Source organism: Neglectibacter timonensis (assembly GCF_900048895.1).
Taxonomy (GTDB): domain Bacteria; phylum Bacillota; class Clostridia; order Oscillospirales; family Acutalibacteraceae; genus Acutalibacter; species Acutalibacter timonensis.
Map to the genome: position 1 here is coordinate 189,812 of NZ_LT160635.1, position 15,442 is coordinate 205,253.

Genomic DNA, 15,442 nt, shown 5'->3' on the forward strand with positions numbered 1-15,442 from the left:
GTCACTGGGGAGGGAGGTCCTTCAGGCTGGACTCGTCCGCCGCAACCTTGACCCTGCCGCTGGCCAGCAGGGAGAGAAAGGCCTCTACCAGGCGGGGATCGAACTGCTTTCCGGCTTCCTCCCGGAGGATTTCCATCACCCGCTTCAGGGGGATGCCGGGCTTGTAGCAGCGCTTGGAGACCATGGCGTCGAAGGAATCCGCCACACAGAGGATTCTGGCGGTGAGGGGGATGTTTTCCCCGGCGATCCCCCTGGGGTAGCCTCCGCCGTCGTACCGCTCGTGGTGGCCGGTCACCGCGGGGATGACGTAGTCCAGGGAGGGAAGGTGCTTGATGATGCCGATGGAGGCCTCCACGTGGCCCTTGACCACGCCGAATTCCTCCTCCGTCAGCCGGCCCGGCTTATTGAGGATGCTTTCCGGAATCCCAATTTTTCCCACGTCATGCAGCAGCGCCGCCTGCCGCAGCATTTCGATGGTGTCCTGGTTCATGCCCAGGGCCTCCCCCAGGGAGGTGGCATAGTAGGCCACGTTGTTGGAATGGCGGAAGGTGTAATGGTCCTTGGTGTCGATGGCCGCCGTCAGGGCGAACACCGTGGATTCGTATTCCTGATAGATGTACTTCGGCGCGCCGGATTCCTCCAGTTTTTTGACGCCGTTTACGGTGGTGTCGAAGACCCGGATGGCGTTTTTCCCGCTGCGCTTGGCATGGTAGACGGAGAGGTCCACATTGTCCAGCAGTTCCTTGGGGGTGGAAGCCCCGTAGGGGTAGGCGCTGATTCCCGCGCTGATGGTCAGGCGCTTGATGGAGTATTCCCCGCCGCTTTCGTTCAGGCTGTAGATCTGGCGGCTGATGGATTCCGTCAGCTTTTTGGCGGCCAGCACGTCGTAATGGGGCAGCAGGATTGCAAATTCCTTGCCGCTGTACCTGGCCGCCACGCCGTTTTCCCCAATGCTGGCGGTGATGACCCTGGCGATGCGCTGCAGGGCCCTGTCGCCCTCCGCCATGCCGTACAGCTGGTTGTAGAGCTTGAAGTCGTCCACGTTGATCAGCACCAGCACCAGGGAGGATTTTTTGCAGGAGAGGAAGAGCTCCTCCATCTTGGCGTTGAAATGTTTCCTGTTGTAGAGCCCGGTCAGCTCGTCGGTGACGGCTTCCCGGTAGGCCTGCTCGTAGAGCATGGAGTTTTTGATGGCGATGGACGCCACGGAGGCCAGGGCCGCCAGAAAGGCCACGTCGTCCGCGCTGATACGGCTTTTCCCGTTTTTATGGGAGAGCAGGATGATGCCCACCAGCTCCCCCTGGTCCTTCAGGGGCTGGATGTATTCCACTCCCAGGCCGGCAAGCAGCTTTTTTTCGGAATCCCACATGGCCTTATAGGCCACGCTGTAGCGGAACTCCTTCAGGAACAGGCCATCGTCCCCTTCCTGAAGCCGGGCTACAATGGGGCTGTCTGCCCGCAGGAAAAAGGAATTGTCCGCAAGGGGCTTGTCCGTATGGACGGTGGAAAAGGGCGCGTCCCTGTGGTCCTGCATGCAGATGTAGACGGAATCCGCCTCGGTGGAGGCTTTGACGGCCCTGGTGATCTCCTCGTAGATGTCCCGGATCCGCAGACTTTTGGAAACCGTGAGGCTGAACTGCTGCAGGCATTCCTGCTTCATGCGGTCCTCCTTGATGAACACGGCGTTGAGGAATTTCTTCCACACAAGCATGAACAGCAGGGAGACGATGAGGAACAGGCAGCCCAGCACCAGGGTGGAATTGCTGCCGCCTAGCCGGGGGAAATACGCCTTCAGGAAGGAGAGGAACCGCGGGCTCAGGTTATAGAACAGGATGACCGAGGCGATCAGCGAGGCGCCGTAGCACACAGCTTCGCTGGTGAGCATCTTCAGCCGGAACAGCCGCCGTTTTGTCAGGGCGTAGAACATGAGCCCCGCGTTGAGCAGGCAGCAGAGGATGTCGATGGGGAAGCCCTTCAGGGCGGGGATCAGCAGGGCCAGGTTGCCGCTGAACATCAGCACAATGCCCGCCAGGGTGGGCTCGATCTGCTTGCGGAAAACAGGGTCCTTTTTGCAGTTGGTCACAATGATGTAGATCATGTGGAACATGATGCCCGCCGCAATGGCAAACAGCACGCCCACGGTCCAGCTCATCTCATAGACAAAAACGGCGTTTCCGTCTACCAGGACCAGGTCCGGCCATTTCAGGAAAATGCCGGTGGGGATATTGGCCACAAACCCGGCGGTGAGCAGCAGGAACCAGAACTTGCAGAAGCCCGGCCTGCGCTGCCCGGAAAAGGCGTTGACAAAGTAGAACAGCGCGTAGGCCAGATAGAGCAGGCCGCCCAGGGAGACATGGTACCAGAACTGATAGGAGGGCCAAAGCTGAATCCGCATAAAGAAGGAGCCGCCCGTCCACACCATGGAGGCCAGGATCACAAAGAGGTAGGAGGTGACGATCCGGTTTTTCTTGGCCGCCAGGAAGACCAGGAACAGGAAGGTGTAGCAGGCAAGGGCGATCACCGGGATATAATCGAAAGCGCCCATCAGGAACCCCTCCTTTCGCAGAACCCCTGGGAAGAGAGCAGGTTCTCCATCTCGTGGGGGGAGGGATTCATGCGGGGCGGCTCCCCGTACCGCTCCCGGCAGGCGGCGAAAGCGCCGCAGCGGAGGATGGTCACCTGCAGGGGATCGATGCCCAGGATCTTTTTCAAATCCCTGTAATCCTGGTCGATATAACGGAAATAGGTGCTCAGCTGCTCCCGCAGGATTTCCGCCGTCACGGCGGAGGAAACCAGGGAATCCGGGGACATCTCCACATAGAGGTGCATATAGGGGCGGTTCTCCTTGCTGAACTCCTTGCGGGCCGTCCAGTCCGTCACCGGGAGGCCGGACAGCTCGACGACGGTTTTGATCCCCTGCTCGGAGATCCTGGTGAAGCCGCCGATGTCGATGATGGTGGGGATCCTGTCCACATACTCGAACCTGGGGATGCGGGCGCCGTCTTCCCGGCTCTCCAGTCCCGCGCAGCGGTAGACGTCCCCCACCCGGTAACGGGCGAAAGCCCCTCCCTTAAACACGGTGACGGCCAGCTCGTATTTTTCCCCGGGGACCACCTGGTCCATCAGATAGGTCCGGGGCTGGAAGGAGGGGTCGGAAAGGCTTTTCATCATATCCTGCTCCGGAATGAATTCGTAAAAGCAGGTGTCGGGGAAGAAATAGATGCCGTTGCGTGTCCAGGTTTCCGTGCCCACCAGGGAGGGCTCGGTGCCGGCAAAGAGTTCCATGGGCCGTACGCCCCAGAGCTCCTCCAGGTCGTCCCGGTAGCAGCGGTTGTCCGTCCCGGCCACCATGAAGCCCTTGAGCTCAAAGAGGTCCTTGGGCATAAGGGCGCGGCCCTCCCTCCTGCAGCGGTACTTGCCGCGAAGGATTTTCACGGCCATTTTCGGGCTGCATTTGAGCAGGGATTTCAGCCCGCCGCCGGAACTCATGGAGCCCAGGCTCATGCTTACGGCGTAGGCCACGCTGCCCAGGCCGAAAAAGTAATCCAGCCCCTGCTTCATGGCCAGTTTGAAACCCGCCTTGTTCCGCTGGCTGAAGGTCATGTCCACTGCCTCCTCCACGGGGGGCAGGAAATCGATGCTCACAGCCTCGGAAAGGGTGACTGGAAGCAGGCCTGTGGCGTAGGGAAGGGGTGCCAGGCCGTAGAGGATTTTATCGTGAGGGCGGGTTTTGAACTGGCCCTTGGCCCGGCTGGTGCACAGCAGCTCGCAGGCCACCACATTGTCCCGGAAGGTATCCAGCATGCCCCGGGTATAGGGGGCCAGCTTGACGGGGTGCCTGCCGCCTTCCCAGGTGGTCTGAATCCAGATCAGAGGCTTCTCCGGCAGCATGTCGTCCCGCTTCAAAAGCAGCACGTCGGCGTAATCCTCATAGGTAGTGAGGGGCACCATCCGGCGGAATTCCTCCACGGTTTTCGGCTGTTTCCCCTTGAGGATACTTCTGCCCAGCTGGGAGTCCGCCCAAAGGCCGATCTGCTCCAGCAGGAGACGGTTTTGTATCTTCATATACCCGGGAAGGTCCAGGTCCAGGAACCCGCAGTACTGCTCCCAGATTTCCCGGTACTGCTTCTTTTTCAGCATCTCGTCCACAGGCTTCACAAGGCTACCCCTTTCTCAAGGTGCGCAGGCAGCGCACCACACTGGAAGGCCGCGGGATCAGGAACGGGGCCTCCCTCCGATACTCCTCATAGTCGCAGAAGGTTTTGGGAAAGGTCCAGACATCCTGAAAAACCGCATACAGGAGGTCAAGGACCGTGCCGGTAACCGCCAGCACCAGCAGCGGCGCGCCGCCCAAAGCCGCGTACAGCGAAAAATAGAACCCCGCGTACCACAACACCCCGGGGTGGCGGCAAAGGGCGTACATCCCTGTGCGGCATACCCTTCTGCCCCGGCTCTCCCGCACATAGGTTTCCTCAAAGGGCAGGGCGAAGAAAAGAGTGTAGCAAAGCAGCAGCAGAAAACACAGGGCGAGAATCCCGCCCGGGACCAGACGGGCGGGATTCCGGTTTTGGCCCTTCCAGCAGGCGGCCGCAGTCAGCAGCAGCAGACCCGCGCAGGATAGGGCAAATGCGCCGTGCAGCTTCCTGCTTTTCCACCGCACCTGATTAAAATCATAAAGCAGAAAAAAGAGGTAGCAGACCGCGGTGCCAACCCCAAAAATCATAGCGCCCTGCTCCTCCGTTTTTTCAAATTCAGAAACATTATATGTCATATTGGGAGTGGATTCAAGCGAATTCGCAAAATAATCAAGAAAAATTCGGGATCATCTATACAATTTCACCAAATAGTAATTTAAGCAGTTTTTATACTGGCGGATTATCCTGCATTCAGGCAGAGGCGTCCGGAAGAACGGCGGATGCCGCACGGAGAGGCAGGGCACGGAAAAGGAGCGGGGGAAAATTCCGGGAAGAAGCCCTGTAGGTCGAAATTGTCAAAGAAAAAACTGCATCGTCCATTCTTTTTATATGCTTTGCGCGGTATAGTGTGAAGATAGAACGGCCGGAGGGGCCGGATTGTGGGGAGGAATTTTACTATGGGATTTACTGCGCGCCTGATCCTTATGGCCAAGCGCCATTGGGGGACTCTGGCCGTTGCCTGCCTGGGAATCATCGGGGCGGCTCTTTTAAACCTGGTGACGCCGGAAATTGTACGGCGGCTGACGGCTTCGCTGGAACTGCCCGGCGGGGCCAACACCCAGCTGCTGGTGCTGTTTTCCCTGATTTTGGTGGGGGCGTACCTGCTGCGGGCGGTCTGCCGGTTTATCAGCCTGGCCATCAGCCACCTGGCGGCCTGGCGGTTTGTGCCGGAGCTGACGCTTACCGTGTACGACAAGCTGCAGAGCCTGTCCATGCGGTATTTTCACGACAAGCAGACCGGCGAGCTGATGAGCCGGATGATCAACGACACCCGGCAGATTGAGATCTTGGTGGCCCATGCCCTGCCGGACCTGGTGAGCAACGTGCTCATCGTGGTGAGCGTTGCGGTCATGCTGTTCTGCATCAACTGGCAGCTGGCCCTGCTGACGCTGATCCCGGTGCCCCTGGTAGTGCTGGTGGGCGGGCAGTTTTCCAAGCGGGTGGCGCCGCTGTTCCGCATCAACCAGCAGGTGCTGGGGGAATTAAACGGCGTGCTGCAGGACAATCTCTCAGGCATGAAGGAAATTCAGACCTTCGGCCAGGAGGGGACTGAGCACGAAAAGATGGTGAAGCGCTGCAAGCGCTATTCCGAGGTGAACATCCGGGCGAATTTCGCCAACGCCTTTTTCAACCCCGCCGTGGAGTTCCTCACCTCCCTGGGCACGGTGATCGTGGTGGGGCTGGGAGGCTTTATGGCGTCCCGGCAGGCGATGCCGGTCTCCGACGTGGTCGGCTTTCTGATGTACCTGAGCCTGTTTTACCAGCCCCTGGCCATCCTGGCCCGGCTGGTGGAGGACGTGCAGATGGCCTATGCCAGCGCGGTGCGGGTGTTCGACGTGCTGGACGCCGAGTCCGAGGTGAAGGAGGAGCCGGACGCAGGGGAGCTGAAGGCGGAGCGGGGAGAGGTCTCCTTCGAGCAGGTGAGCTTCCGCTATGAGGAGAAGGAGCCCGTGCTGGAGGACGTGAGCTTTACGGCGGCCCCCGGGCGGATGCTGGCCATCGTGGGGCCCACCGGGGAGGGGAAATCCACGCTGATTTCCCTGCTGGAACGGTTTTACGACCCCCTGCAGGGGACAATCCGGATTGACGGACAGGACATCCGCGGCGTGACCCTGGCGTCCCTGCGCAGCCAGATTTCCCTGGTGCTGCAGGATACCTTCCTGTTCAACGGCACCATCGCCCAGAACATCTCCTACGGCATGCCGGACGCCTCTGTGGAGCAGATTGTGCAGGCGGCCGTCACCGCCAGGGCGGACGGTTTTATCCAAGGGATGCCGGACGGCTACAACACGGTGGTGGGGGAACGGGGCGTGCGCCTTTCCGGCGGGCAGAAGCAGAGGCTTGCCATTGCCAGGGCGGTGCTGCGGCAGACCCCCATCCTGGTGCTGGACGAGGCCACCTCGGCGGTGGATACGGAGACGGAGTGCGAAATTCAGGCGGCCATTGAGCAGCTTTCCGGCACCCGCACCATCATCGTCATCGCCCACCGGCTTTCCACGGTGATGCGGGCCGACCAGATTTTGGTGCTCCACCATGGGCGGATAGCCGAACAGGGCACTCACCAGGAGCTGCTGGAGAAAAACGGCGTCTACGCCCGCCTCTGCCATGTGCAGCAGCTGCAGGAGCAGACCCTGCAGTTTTTGGGCGGGAGCCTATAAAAAGATCTCCGAACAGAGTGAGGAGATCTTCTGGATACCGGGGAGGAGGAGGTTAAGGCCAAGACAGGCTTCCCCTTGAGGGGAAGGCAAAGGGCTTTCCACCTCATCCGTCGCGGCGCAGCCAGCAGATTTTCTACGAAAATCTGCTACACCTCTCCCCTCAAGGGGAAGGCAAAGGTCAAAGGCTTCCCCTTGAGGGGAAGCTGCCGCCGTAGGCGGCTGATGAGGTGGAACGCCCTTGCTCTTCTCCAGCCAGGAAGCAAAAGACGCTCGAACGAAGCGAGATCGGCTTTTGCTGGAAGGCTGGAGCTCAGAGTTCTTTGCCAAGCTTTCTGCGAAAGAAAGCGGGAGAAAAATAAATAAGGAGGAATCGTTGTTATGATTACCAAAATTGCCCATACCGCCATGAAGGTGACGGACATGGAACGTGCGGTTGCTTTTTACTGCGGAGAGGTGGGGTTCCGAAAGGCTTTTGAGCTGCCCGACGCCCAGGGGAATCCCTGGATTGTGTATCTGAAAATCTGTGACGGCGCCTTTCTGGAACTGTTCTACGGCGGAGAAAAAGACCGGGATCCCGCCTATGCGTCCGATAGGGTGGGATACCACCACTGGTGCGTTTCCGTGGGAGATTTGACGCCCTTTGCCGCGAAGGCCTTTGAAAAGGGCTGGATCGGATCCCCGGAGCCGCAGCTGGGAAAGGACGGGAACCGCAGCATCTGGATTCACGACCCGGACGGGAACGCGCTGGAGCTGGTGCAGTACGCGCCCGGCTCCCCGCAGATGCAGTCCAATCAAGGACCCTATGAGTACGGGAGAGAGGGGCTGACCGGGATCGCCCACGTGGCCTTCACGGTTTCCGATATGGAGCAGGCGCTTGCTTTCTACCGGGAAAAGCTGGGCTTTGCGCTGATCGAGTCCCTGAAGGACGAGGAGGGGAAGCCCTGGCTCAACTATCTGCGCGTCGCTGACGGAACCTATCTGGAACTGTTTTACGGCGGCAGGGATAGGGTGGAGGAAAAGGACAGCTCCGCGGGCTTTATGCACATGTGCCTGGAATGCGGGGATATCCAGGAGACGGTGGAGGCGCTGCGCGGAAAAGGCGCGCCCATCGACGTAGAGCCAAAGCAGGGCGGCGACAAAAACTGGCAGGCCTGGACCCACGATCCGGACGGGAACAAAATCGAGCTGATGAAGATTTCCCCGGAATCCCCCCAGGCGAAGGCATAAGGGGAAAGGCCCGCCAAAAAACCAACAAAGAAAAAAGGAGTGAGCCAATTGTATCAATCCATCAATTTCGGCGTCATTGGAGTTCAGGAGACAGACCTGGAAAAGAAAATGCAGCTGGCAAAGCGCCACGGTTTTACCCATATGGAAGCCGGCGCGGACGAGGTGACGGCCTGCGGCGTGGAGAAGGTGAAAGCGCTTTTGCAGCAGTACGGCATGGAAATCACCTGTTTCAACGTGCCCTTCCATCCCGTTCAGGTATCGGAGGAGGAGTTTGCGTCCCGGATGGAAGCCCTTCCCGCGCAGGCCAAGGCCATGAGCCAGGTGGGCTGCAGCCGCAGCATCATCTGGATTATCCCCGGCAGCGACACCCTGCCCTATGAGGAGAATTACGCGCTGCACGTCAGGCGGCTCTCCCAGGTGGCCAGGGTATACGGGGAGTACGGCATCCGCCTGGGGCTGGAATTCATCGGCCCGTACACGGCGCGGAAAAATTCCAAATACCCCTTCCTGTACACAGCGGAGAAGATGCTGGAGCTGGCCCGGGACTGCGGTGAAAACGTGGGCCTGCTTTTTGACAGCTGGCACTGGTTCACAGGGGCGGATAACCGGGACGTCTTCGCCCATATCGGAGATCCGGGCGCCATTGTCAACGTACATATCAACGATGCGCCGGAGGGCCCTCTGGAAGAGCTGGTGGATTCCACCCGGGGCCTGCCCGGCGAGACGGGACGGATCGACATCCAGTTTGTCCTGAACGGCCTGCGGCAGCTGGGCTATGACGGCCCCGTGGTGGCCGAGCCCTTCAGCCCTCTGCTCAGCGCCCTTTCCGACGACGAGGAAAAGACCGCGCTGGTCAAAAAACATATGGACCTGGTCTGGAACGGTTCTGTTTAAGCCGCTCCGTCTTTCTGAAAAAAGACGGCCAAAGACTTTTTATGATGCGGAACCGCTTGCTCTGAGAATATCTCCGAACTGCGTGAGGAGATATTCTATGCTCGTCTCATTGGTTTTTGGCATTGCTCCCGGGGCATTGGCGGCTGCCGGCGGAAGGAAGGGGAATCCTCTTTGAGGATTCCCCTTCCTTGTTTTCCGAACAGTCCAATCATATAACAAAACAAAATAACATAACAAATATCATAACAAAAGTACTTGCGTTATTTCGTTTTTTCTTATGTTGCTTCTTGAAATTCTTATAAAAATTAAGAAAAATAGAAATAACACGGGAAATTTTGTAAGACTTCTTATGAAATTTCTTATGAAAAATTTTTTATAAGCGGTACAGGCTGCCCCCGCTCACACGAAAGGAGCGGGGGCATGCTGCAATTTGACGGCTCACCAACCGGCGTCTCATAGAAAAAAATCTCCGATATCAACGCCCAAAACCTGCGCCAAACCGTACAGCTCTATATCGGTGACAGTTCTCCTCTTTTCCTCAATCCGGGAGATGGACCCCCGGCAGATGTAAACGGCGTATGTTTCCAGTTTTTCTGACAGAAGCTTTTGGCTCATCTTTTTGGCCATACGAAGCTCCCTTACTTTATCCCCCACCATATTGCTGGCTTTCCCGTCGATAATTCTCGCCACGACTATCTTTCTCCTTTAAATTGTCTTGACATAGGACAATTCCAAGGCTATACTTTTTTTCAGGAAAGTATGTCCTGTAATAGGACAAATAGAGGCAGAAAATTTACGCTGGGCGCAGAAAAAAAGCCTCCATATTTTGGAGGCTTCCAATCTTGGGAGAATCCCTGTTCCATACGGAGGGACGCGATCCGCTTTCCGGCAGACTCTAACCCTATTTCCCGTAGCAATCACCTTGCTTGATGACGGTATTGAGGTCTATTGTGAGCTTCACGGAGGATGCCGAAATGTTCACCGGACGGATTCTCTGTACTGGGAACAGCTCATTTTATCAGTTCTTTATTCTGCCCCGGAGTGATTTTGCCATTCCTTCTACAGCGGTCAACACGATTTGCTGAGCTTCAAGGGGGAGCTCTTTCAACAGATAATCCAAATAATTTGTTTTTTGATAGTTTCCCGCAATCAGGCTGTCCATGAAGACTGCGTCAGCCGAGACCTCCAGGGCATTCAGCAGCTTGAGGCAGGTTTCCAGTTTTGGGATTTTTATACCGCTTTCAATAAAACCCAAATAGGTATCACTGATTCCAACCTTGGCGGCAAGCTCCTTTTTATTCAGGCCGCGCTGCAGACGGAAGTTTTGCAGGCGTTCTCCCAATCTGTCTAGGCCCAAAAGCCCGGCGCTTTTCTGCGAATAGAAAGCCTCATCGCGCCCAACTAAATAATCAATGGTTACATCAAAAAAATCCGACAGGACGATCAATCCTTCGATATCCGGCTCTCTGGTTTTGGTTTCGTAGGTATATATCCTTGCCTTGCTGATACCGGTAAGCTCCGCCAATTTTTCTTGGCTTAATCCCCGTGATTCCCTCAGGCTTCTCAAATTTTTCACCATTTCACTGTGCTCCCAAAGTGATCAAAATGCTGACAAAAAAAGCATATCTTCTTTACAAAAAATTGTCTACAAGCAAAATGATGTCAACTGATACAATTGACATCATCAAATTGAAGGTATAAAATATTATTTGTTATCCTTGCATCTTACTTCACGCAACAGAGAAATAGCGGCTCTTTTCGCCTCCCTGTTATTGAGATGGCGCAATTGAGAAGCCAATATCTCGTCCTCATCATTGATAGGCTCCCGTACTGGTGAGCGGCCTACAAGAAAATCTATAGTCACGTGGAAATAGTCGGACAGGCGTATCAGCATTTCAATTTTTGGTTCATTTACTCCGGTTTCGTATTGCTGAATGGTAGACGGGACAACATCCATTTCTAACGCAAGCTCCATGATAGTGAGTCCTTTTTCTATTCGGAGCATCCGCAAGTTTTCCATATCTATCATCCTCTTACAGCGTTTTTTTCTTTTGTTAATATTTTACCTTTATTTTTTTGTCCATTCAATCATGTATCATGTTATTAATTGTAAATCATGTTTTTTGAGGAGATAAATATTGATATCAGCACAAATGGCAACCGATATTTCTAAACTAATTAGGATTGAATTATCCTATCAGTTACAGAATAAACTGTCTCATTTAAATCTAACTCCCGAACAATTTTCGCGCAGGTACGAAATACCAATGGAAATTGTCTCCTCGGTTTTAAAACAAGAAACAGTTTCTGTTGCTGAAATGGGGCGGATTTGTTCATGGATCGGCGTTTCAATAGATTCTCTCAAATATCCGCCGAGCGCTGATAAGGGCTATCGTACAATGAAAAAATTACTGAAACGTTCTGCAGCTAAATGCAGTGATTTTTATGAGTTCGCAATGAGCCGTTACCCATATATCGATTCATCTCTACCTAAAAATGAATATGAACGAAATATTGCCTGGATAGATTTTGAAAACAAATATAAAGGAAGAACGCCAAACAGATTGAAAAAATGGACGGTAAAGCTCTGTGCTCATTTCTTGCCAAGGCACATTGCCGTTGGTCTGGTTTCGGGTTTGGTGAAACAGGAGCTTCCGATGGATTTGAAACGCACGAAGCGAAATATAAAATCCTGCCGTTCGAAAAAGGAAAAATAATCGATTTTTCGGAAAGGAATGGTCGTGATGTGGTTATGGAGAAAAAGCTGATAGAAAGAATCACAAGAAGTCATTCTGAATTATGGCGGTACGACTGCAACCACTTGAAGGTATCAAGTGGGCTGGCCGCATCGGAGTACGAATTCCGAGGGATGGCCGTTCTTTCAGAAGAAGCTGCGGAGAAGGAAGCCCCTGCGGTGAAGAGGTTGGTCAAAACCTGTTACGAAAGAGACTATTTCCAAACCCGGGCGGCAAAAAAGTGTATTTATATGGCTGGGACCCCGGTAGCGGCAGATTTGCGCAGGCGGATTGGCATGAAGTATTTTCGGAATCCCGCAGGGCGGGGCAGCCGCTATGATCCTCTGAAACGTCAAGCTGCTGACAACGAATACCTGATCTTTCCGGATACCCTTCCGGAGAACGCTCGCGGCGTCCCCTTGGCGTTAGTTTCTGACGGTGCTGTAATAGGAGACGGACTTTGGCGCGTTGCCGATCCCACCCTGTGGGACTGCGGGATTCTGGCCTCCGAAATGTTTGCTGAATGGATGAAGACTGTGGGGAGTTTGGGTCTTTACGACTGCGTTTGCCAATTTCCTTTTCCTCCGCAACGAGAAGGGGACTGCGAGGTGATGGAACGATTTCTAAACCCTTTGCGCAGATATTGGGAAACCGGACAAGAGATGGGGCTGTCTGAAGCGCTGGAAACTCTGAACGGATATGTGGATTCTCTGTATCGGGAAAGGTGCCCTATAGACATACAGGGAGAACCCAGCTTGCCGGAAAGCCGAATTCTCTATTTGCTGGCGTTGAGGGATAAGCGGGGCTCTGCGGCCAAAATCGCCAGGGAAGGCGAAGCTTATAACAGCCGCAATGTTCTGGCCCACCCGGATGTGCCGCGAATCTCCCTGCCGACTTTGCTTACCATATTGAATAGCAAAGAGCCGGTACAGCCTGAGAAATTGGGTGAAAATCTGCTTTCACGGGCGCAGGATCCTTACGGTAGCCTAAAAACGCTGGTGAAAAAAGGCTATTTGCGCCGGGTGGAAACGGAGCGGACAACGGTGGATAAGAACGGCAAAAAGCGGAATACAGCATATGAGTCTGATGTGGAGTATACGGGTTTCTTTGTGGAGTGGATCAAGTTCTATCTGCCGGAGGATCCGGAGCAAAGGAGCAGAGCATGGGAACTTGCCCTGCTTCCCAGTAAAGAGAGAAACCCGCAGTTCCCGGGTGGCAGTGAATACAAGACCTTGAAAATTCTGTGGAGCGCAGAAAAGCCGCTTATGAAAAAAGAGATTAAGGCGGAAAGAGGAATGCCTGAAACAATAGACAGGCTGCTGGAAAAGGGGCTTGTGGAAGAGAGGAAAGGCCAATACCGGCGCTACCGGCCTCTGCTTTCAGAAGTGGACTTTCACGCCGCCGTCATCCGGGAAATCCTTTCCAGAATGGACGAAAGAAAGAATGCCGTGATTTCTATGGTTGGTCAACAGATAGGGGAAACATGGCTTTCAAACGTATGACTGCAGAGGCGGTGCGGCCTCATAGGAGACAGGCTTTCAAACAATGCCTACAGCAGAATGGAGAAGAAAGCGCCCCCGCTCCTTTCGTGCGAGCGGGGGCATGCTGCGGCCTGACGGTCGCTACAGGTTTCACTTGGGACGGTCTGCGCCGGAATCAGGAATCCCGCAATTCAATGGGGAACAGGATTCCCGTCTCCAGCTCCTCGGCGCTCTCCACGGAATCCTCATCCCTGAGGTAGCGCTCCACAGCAGGGCCGCAGACCCGGTACTCCGGATGGCTGCCCAGCCACCCTGCCAGGGAATCGTAGGCATATTTCAAGGTTTCATAAGGGCCCGTATGGGTGACGGCGGCATACCGGCCCGCCGGAATCACGCGGATACCGGCGCCGTCCACGTTCACCTGGGCTTGGGCCTCCACGTCCATAGACTCATAGGAAAACTCGCTGCCGTGGTACATTTGTTGCGTGAAGCCTGAGCGGGGAATGTTCCGTCTCTTCATCTCCTCCTTCAGCTCCCGGAACAGCTCGTGGGTCTGACTCACGTCGATGGTGCGGCGCAGGGAAAAGACCCTGTATTCCGGGCAGTCCATAAGGACGACAGGATAGTGCTCCATGGTAAGTTCCTCCATTCTGATCACGTCTTCCTCCATGCGGCGGATGCTTCGGCGCATCTCGGTCAGCTCCCGGTGGGCCTGGAGCCTGCGGGCGTGAAGCCTGCGGGCCAGCTCCGCCTCCGGCAGGCCGAGCAGCTCGGGGATACAGGAGAGGGGAAAGCCGTAGCCTTTCAGCTTCTCGATTTTTGCGAGCACCGCAAGCTGCCGCTCGTCGTAATAGCGGTAGCCGTTTTCTTCCCCGATGCGGGCGGGATGCAGCAGGCCGATTGAGTCGTAATGCCGGAGCATTCTGGCGGAGATATGGCCCAGCCTGGAAAATTCGCCGATGGTGAGCATGATCGTTTCCTTTCTTTCCGATTTTTGATGGAGGACCGGTCCTGCTAAGAGCATACACCTTCTCACTGTGGCAAGGTCAAGCGTTTTTTCAATTTTCTATATAAATGTTTCCGCTCTCTTTTTTTACAAAAGCCCCCCGCCGCGTTCCGCAGGATGAGAACAAGGCGCCGGGAAAGCCCGTCCCCTGGATTACGTGCCGGGCACAAAATCAGACAAAGACAAATTGCCGCAGACAGCAGGAAAGGGAACAGGCATTTCGTTTGCCTGTTCCCTTTTCTTCCTGCCGGTCAAAAGAACGGCCGGTGTGATGAGCACGGGGTTCAGCCCGTCAGATTTTGAACTCGGGGGGCTGTGTCTTGGCCGGGTCGAAGTTCTGGCCGCCGGGGCGGGACAGATCGAAATAGATGCGGGAATCCACGGTTTCTCCCCAATGCTTCTGAGACTGGGATTTATCCTGTACCTTATTGAAGGCCTCCCGGAACATGGTATTATGGGCCTCCTCCCGGTTCAGCAGGAAATCGATGGTCTCCCGCACGCCTTTATCGTCGATCTGCCGGTACAGGTACTGGTAGACCACCTTGGCGCGCTGCTCGGCGGCGATATCGGAGAGGATGTCTGCCGCGGCGTCTCCGGTTTCGTTGACATAGGCGGCGGTCCACAGGTAGCCGCTGGCATTGGAGAGCATGGGCGTCAGCCCTGTGAGCACGTGGGCCTCCACATTGCCGATGGTGGCGTTCATGGCGTCCAGGTCATGACCGTTGAGCATATTGACGCAGGCGCTCACCATTTCCAGATGGCAGAGCTCCTCGGCTGCCACGTCGAGAAACAGGTCCTTGATCTCCGGGTCTTTAATGCGCATGCTCTGGGACAGGTACTGCAGGGCGCTTTTCAGCTCGCCCTGAGGGCCGCCCAGCTGCTCCTGCAGCAGCGCAGCGTAATTGGGGTTCGGCCTATCCACTCGCACAGGATGCAGGTATTCCTTTTCATGCTTGAACATAGAGAAAACCTCCTTTGGTGTTTCTCCTAGGATTTGCAAAAAAAGAAATTTTATTCCCGCTTTCTTTCGCCGCTTTCTTTCGCAGAAAGCTTGGCAAAGAACCTTATGCTCCAGCCCTTCAGCAAAAGATGCTCTCACTTCGTTCGGGCCGGAAGAAGCCCGGTACTTTCCGCAGGAAAGGCGGCGCTGCGTGCCGGTGGCACGTGTCCAGCGCTGTTCTCCGCTGTCGCGTCGGTCGGTCTTACCGGTCCCCACCGGGGACCAAGACCCGTAGCGGAGCGGAGA

13 protein-coding genes are annotated in these 15,442 nt (G+C 55.6%); 5 read left to right on the plus strand and 8 right to left on the minus strand.

Annotated features, from left to right (window positions below):
- Nucleotide 1: 1 nt before the first annotated feature.
- From BN3911_RS01525 to BN3911_RS01535, 3 genes are read right to left on the minus strand one after another with little or no spacing between them, the layout of a single operon-like run.
- Entirely contained in the window at nt 2-2,545 is a 2,544-nt protein-coding gene (locus BN3911_RS01525) for an HD domain-containing phosphohydrolase (protein WP_066860370.1), read from the minus strand.
- Complete coding sequence (locus tag BN3911_RS01530; RefSeq protein ID WP_341440260.1) at nt 2,545-4,158, minus strand: GH3 domain-containing protein; 1,614 nt, start codon at nt 4,156-4,158, stop codon at nt 2,545-2,547. Before BN3911_RS01530 ends, BN3911_RS01525 begins: the two co-directional genes overlap by 1 nt.
- Nucleotides 4,159-4,162: 4 nt before the next feature.
- Nucleotides 4,163-4,723: a hypothetical protein gene (locus BN3911_RS01535; RefSeq protein WP_066860373.1), complete on the minus strand. Its 561-nt coding sequence runs from the start codon at nt 4,721-4,723 to the stop codon at nt 4,163-4,165.
- Nucleotides 4,724-5,092: 369 nt separating this feature from the next.
- Here BN3911_RS01535 and BN3911_RS01540 point away from each other — a divergent pair, with 369 nt between their 5' ends.
- The 3 genes from BN3911_RS01540 (at nt 5,093) to BN3911_RS01550 (ending at nt 8,974) form a co-directional block, all read left to right on the plus strand.
- Nucleotides 5,093-6,853: an ABC transporter ATP-binding protein gene (locus tag BN3911_RS01540; protein WP_066860376.1), complete on the plus strand. Its 1,761-nt coding sequence runs from the start codon at nt 5,093-5,095 to the stop codon at nt 6,851-6,853.
- A 378-nt stretch (nt 6,854-7,231) separates the two neighbouring features.
- On the plus strand, nt 7,232-8,080 hold the full coding sequence (locus tag BN3911_RS16905) for a VOC family protein (protein ID WP_082942005.1): 849 nt from the start codon (nt 7,232-7,234) through the stop codon (nt 8,078-8,080).
- 48 nt (nt 8,081-8,128) lie between these two features.
- A complete protein-coding gene (locus BN3911_RS01550) occupies nt 8,129-8,974 on the plus strand; it encodes a sugar phosphate isomerase/epimerase family protein (RefSeq protein ID WP_066860381.1) in 846 nt (281 codons plus the stop codon).
- 453 nt (nt 8,975-9,427) lie between these two features.
- On the opposite strand, the gene BN3911_RS01555 is transcribed toward BN3911_RS01550, so the two are convergent.
- The 3 genes from BN3911_RS01555 to BN3911_RS01565 all read right to left on the minus strand — a co-directional run bounded on the left by BN3911_RS01555 (nt 9,428) and on the right by BN3911_RS01565 (nt 10,994).
- Complete coding sequence (locus BN3911_RS01555) at nt 9,428-9,664, minus strand: helix-turn-helix domain-containing protein (RefSeq protein ID WP_066860384.1); 237 nt, start codon at nt 9,662-9,664, stop codon at nt 9,428-9,430.
- Nucleotides 9,665-9,992: 328 nt separating this feature from the next.
- Nucleotides 9,993-10,553, minus strand: coding sequence for a helix-turn-helix domain-containing protein (locus tag BN3911_RS16910; protein WP_082942006.1), 561 nt, complete (start codon nt 10,551-10,553; stop codon nt 9,993-9,995).
- A 126-nt stretch (nt 10,554-10,679) separates the two neighbouring features.
- Nucleotides 10,680-10,994: a helix-turn-helix domain-containing protein gene (locus BN3911_RS01565; RefSeq protein WP_066860387.1), complete on the minus strand. Its 315-nt coding sequence runs from the start codon at nt 10,992-10,994 to the stop codon at nt 10,680-10,682.
- 247 nt (nt 10,995-11,241) lie between these two features.
- Here BN3911_RS01565 and BN3911_RS17085 point away from each other — a divergent pair, with 247 nt between their 5' ends.
- Both BN3911_RS17085 and BN3911_RS01575 read left to right on the plus strand, forming a co-directional pair.
- Nucleotides 11,242-11,691 (plus strand): hypothetical protein, encoded by a 450-nt coding sequence (locus tag BN3911_RS17085; RefSeq protein ID WP_187127662.1) that lies wholly within the window; start codon nt 11,242-11,244, stop codon nt 11,689-11,691.
- Nucleotides 11,692-11,726: 35 nt separating this feature from the next.
- On the plus strand, nt 11,727-13,211 hold the full coding sequence (locus BN3911_RS01575; RefSeq protein ID WP_066860392.1) for a type IIL restriction-modification enzyme MmeI: 1,485 nt from the start codon (nt 11,727-11,729) through the stop codon (nt 13,209-13,211).
- 154 nt (nt 13,212-13,365) lie between these two features.
- On the opposite strand, the gene BN3911_RS01580 is transcribed toward BN3911_RS01575, so the two are convergent.
- On the minus strand, nt 13,366-14,160 hold the full coding sequence (locus BN3911_RS01580) for a MerR family transcriptional regulator (protein WP_066860395.1): 795 nt from the start codon (nt 14,158-14,160) through the stop codon (nt 13,366-13,368).
- Nucleotides 14,161-14,488: 328 nt separating this feature from the next.
- On the minus strand, nt 14,489-15,157 hold the full coding sequence (locus tag BN3911_RS01590; RefSeq protein WP_066860574.1) for a manganese catalase family protein: 669 nt from the start codon (nt 15,155-15,157) through the stop codon (nt 14,489-14,491).
- Between the last annotated feature and the right edge of the window lie 285 nt (nt 15,158-15,442).

Coding starts and splice junctions, on each gene's coding strand:
- BN3911_RS01525 (WP_066860370.1), bottom strand. CDS start 2,545: ATGGGCGCTTTCGATTATATCCCGGTGATCGCCCTTGCCTGCTACACC.
- BN3911_RS01535 (WP_066860373.1), bottom strand. CDS start 4,723: ATGATTTTTGGGGTTGGCACCGCGGTCTGCTACCTCTTTTTTCTGCTT.
- BN3911_RS01540 (WP_066860376.1), top strand. CDS start 5,093: ATGGGATTTACTGCGCGCCTGATCCTTATGGCCAAGCGCCATTGGGGG.
- BN3911_RS16905 (WP_082942005.1), top strand. CDS start 7,232: ATGATTACCAAAATTGCCCATACCGCCATGAAGGTGACGGACATGGAA.
- BN3911_RS16910 (WP_082942006.1), bottom strand. CDS start 10,553: ATGGTGAAAAATTTGAGAAGCCTGAGGGAATCACGGGGATTAAGCCAA.
- BN3911_RS01565 (WP_066860387.1), bottom strand. CDS start 10,994: ATGGAAAACTTGCGGATGCTCCGAATAGAAAAAGGACTCACTATCATG.
- BN3911_RS17085 (WP_187127662.1), top strand. CDS start 11,242: ATGGAAATTGTCTCCTCGGTTTTAAAACAAGAAACAGTTTCTGTTGCT.
- BN3911_RS01575 (WP_066860392.1), top strand. CDS start 11,727: ATGGAGAAAAAGCTGATAGAAAGAATCACAAGAAGTCATTCTGAATTA.
- BN3911_RS01580 (WP_066860395.1), bottom strand. CDS start 14,160: ATGCTCACCATCGGCGAATTTTCCAGGCTGGGCCATATCTCCGCCAGA.
- BN3911_RS01590 (WP_066860574.1), bottom strand. CDS start 15,157: ATGTTCAAGCATGAAAAGGAATACCTGCATCCTGTGCGAGTGGATAGG.